Annotated in this window: 2 pseudogenes; one reads left to right on the top strand and one right to left on the bottom strand. The window is 77.0% G+C overall.

Annotation, left to right across the window (positions count from 1 at the left end):
* Positions 1-2478 (bottom strand): annotated as a pseudogene (locus GT045_RS27860) (SpoIIE family protein phosphatase); the annotation flags it as partial.
* Positions 2479-2758: 280 nt separating this feature from the next.
* Here GT045_RS27860 and GT045_RS40065 point away from each other — a divergent pair.
* Positions 2759-3402: pseudogene (locus GT045_RS40065) on the top strand (hypothetical protein); the annotation flags it as partial.

Raw genomic sequence — 3402 nt, 5'->3', positions numbered from 1 at the left:
ACGTCGTCCGGGCGGTCGGTGGCGAACCGGGCGGTGGCCGTCAGCCGGTCGGCGATCCCGGCCAGGGACCGCCCGCCGCGCCGGCCGGCGCCGCCGCCGGCCCTGGCGAGCACCCGCCCGAGAGCGGAGATGCCGTCCTCGATGTCGGCGCCGGGCCGCTCCACCAGACCGTCGGTGTACAGGGCGAGCACGGAGCCCGGCTCCAGCAGCAGCTCGGTCACCGGGTAGCGGGCGCGCGGATCCACCCCGAGCACGACACCGCCCGGGACGTCCAGCACCCGGACGCGGCCCTCCGGGCAGCGCAGCAGGGGCGGCAGATGGCCCGCCCGGGCGATCCGGGCCCGCCCGGGCGATCCGGGCCCGCCCGGTGACCGGGTCCAGGCGCAGATAGCAACAGCTGGCGAACTGACCGGGGTCCAGATCGATCAGCAGGTGGTTGGTGCCGCTCAGCACCTCGTCCGGCGGCCGGTCGCCCAGCGCGAACGCCCGCACCGCGCTGCGCAGCTGGCCCATGGTGGCCGCCGCCTGCACCCCGTGACCCTGCACGTCGCCGATGACCAGCGCCAGTCCGTCCCCGGCCTCGACCACGTCGTACCAGTCGCCGCCCACGTCCATGCCCTGGGTGCCCGGCAGATAGCGGCCCGCGGTCTCCACCCGGGGGTGCGCCGAGAGCCGGCGCGGCAGCAGGGCCCGCTGCAGACCGCGGGCGAGGGCCGCCTCGCTGTCGTAGCGGCGCGCCCGCTCCATCGCGTGCGCGATGAGACCGGCGAGCGCGGTGAGGACCGTACGCTCCTCGGTGCTGAACCCGCGCGGGCGGTCGAAGCCGAGGATGCAGGAGCCGACCGGCCGGCCGGAGGCGATCAGCGGCAGGAAGGCACGCGCGCCCACGTCGGCGTCGAGCGCGAGGCCCGGATAGGCCGCCGCGAGCTGCCCCATCGACTCGAAGAACAGCGGCCGTCCGGTGGTCAGGGTCTCGACGCCCGGGATGCGGGCGTCGAGACCCACACCGTCGAACGGGACGAGGAAGCCCTGCGGGAACCCGGTCTCCCAGGCCAGGTACAGATGCCGGTCCTGGAGCAGGTAGATGGCCAGCCTCCGGCCGCCGAAGGCGGGCAGCAGCTCCTGCATGACCACCGCCGACACCTGCCGGGCGGTCACCGCGTCCGTCAGCGCGATGGCCAGCGCGATCGGCCGGTACAGCGGTGCCATCGAGGCGGCGCCCGCCGGGCCCGGCGGCGCGTGGGCGGCCTGAGGCGGCTCCGTCCCGGGGTCCAGACGGCTGGCCGGGGCGAGCGTGCAGGTCAGCAGGTCCGTGCCGGGATGGACCGACACGGCCAGCCAGTCGCCCTCGCCGGGCCCGTCCCGCTCACCGGCCGGCCGCCGCGCGTGGAAGTGCACCGGGTCCGGGGTGAGCAGCGCGCCGCGCAGATGGTCGTCGTACGGCGGTCCCGCCAGCCAGGGCATCGCGTCCCACAGGTCCCGCCCGAGCAGCCGCTCCCGCGCCCGGCCGGCGAGCCGGGCCGCCGCCGCGTTGGCGTACACGATCAGTCCCAGCCGGTCCAGGCAGAACACGCCCTGCGGCAGCAGGTCGGCCGCGCCGTCCGCGGCGGCCGGACCGGGGTGGAACACCACACCGTCCACCGCGGGACCGCAGTGGCCCGCACCCCTCGGCCACAGGTCCAGCAACCGCGGCGTACCGTCCCGGGCCCGCAGGACGAGGGGAGCGCTCGGCTGCCTCCCGGCGGCGGCGTCCCGCAGCGCGGCCAGGAACCGGGGCGCGTCGGCCGGGGCGACGGCCTCGGCGAGAGCCCGCGCGGTACCGGTGAACTCACCGGGGCGCAGGCCGAGCAGCGCGCACAGCCGGTCGTCCGCGCGTACGGCGGCGGTCACCGGGTCCCAGTGGAAGCGTCCGACGGCGGCCTGCGCGGGGACCCGGGCGGGCGGCCGCACGCCCACCGGCTCACCGTCCCAGCGCACCCCGTCCTCGTCCCCGCCGGCCAGAGCGAGCAGGTCGGTGCCCAGCCGCCCGGCCAGCCGGCCGAGCAGCTCGCGGTCCGGGAACCCGTCCGCGGTGTCCGGCACCGCCGGGCGCAGCACCGTGAGCACCCCCAGCGGTTCACCCCCGCCCGGCACCGGCACCGGCACGTGCACGGACCCGAACGGGAAGGGGAGCCCGGCGGCGAACTGCGGGTACCGGCGCATGGTCTCGGTGGCGTTCGGCAGGACCACCTGGACGCCGAGCCGGTAGGCGTCGGCGACGGGGAAGGGGCGGTCCACGTGCAGCCGCCACCAGGGTCTGAACAGCGGGCCGGGCAGACCGGCGAGCACCGACAGGCGCAGCAGGCCCGGCGTGCCGGACCGCAGATACACGCCCGCCACCAGGCCGTCGACCGCGCGGAGGGCGCCGGTCGAGGCGTCGGCCAGTGGCGCGGCCAGCCGGTCCCGCGAACGGACCGCCTGCTCGCCGCTCCCAGCCATCGGCCCTACCTCGTCCCGTGCGCCTCCGGTGGATGACACAGCAAGAATGCGCCACCGGACAGGCCGGACGCACCTGGGCGGGCGAAGAGGAACGGGACGCCCTGTCCCGGGGCGGGGAGGAGGACGTACGACGCGGTCGTGGGCGGTGGCTGCGCGTCCCCTCACACCGGTGCCCCGCCCGAGTGGCGGGGCCCATGAGCCGCTCCTAGTAATGGACTGCATAACGCCGTGACCGCAAGCGGGAGCGCAGGTGCGGTCGCATCCTTCTCCTGGAGCCGAGATGACGACCCGCCCTTCGTCCCCCCGCCCCGACGACTCGCCGATACCGCCGGCACCGGCCGGCCCCGGCGTCGCCGCGCCGTTCCCGCAGCTGCTGACATGGTCCCTGCGGCCCCCCGAGGAACTCCCCGGCCCTCATCCGGCCGACGGGTCCGCGCCGGGCGACCCCTTGCGGGGCCTGGTGCACGCGGCTGTCGCCGACCGCCCCCTGGAGGACGTCGTCCGGCTCATCACGCTGCTGGAGCGGGCGCCCGAGCACGCCCGGGCCAAGGCGGACGCGCTGCGGGCGATCGGGGTCGACCGGTCCGTGGAGGACGTCACCCGTCTGGTGACGCTGCTGACCGAGCCGCCCCGGGAGTCGGACGGCGCGGACGAGGTGATCCGTGCCGCCGCCGAGAACCGCCCCCTGGAGGACGTCTCCCGGCTGATGGAACTGCTGCACCGCGGGCCGGTGGAGCCGCACTGCCGGGAGGAGGCGGTGCGGGCGGTGGCTGTCCACCGGCCGGTCGAGGAGCTGGCCGAGCTGATCGGGCGGCTGTCCACGGCTCCGCAGGCACCCGAGGACCCGCCCTGCGACCCGGCGGCCCCCGCACCGGACGGCGGCGAGCCGTCCGGACCGGACGGTGCGGGGCCGGCGGGGTTCGC

Source organism: Streptomyces sp. SID486 (assembly GCF_009865385.1).
Classification (GTDB): domain Bacteria; phylum Actinomycetota; class Actinomycetes; order Streptomycetales; family Streptomycetaceae; genus Streptomyces.
Note: the sequence above shows the minus strand (reverse complement) of the source record. Positions and strands in the feature narration are given on the sequence as shown.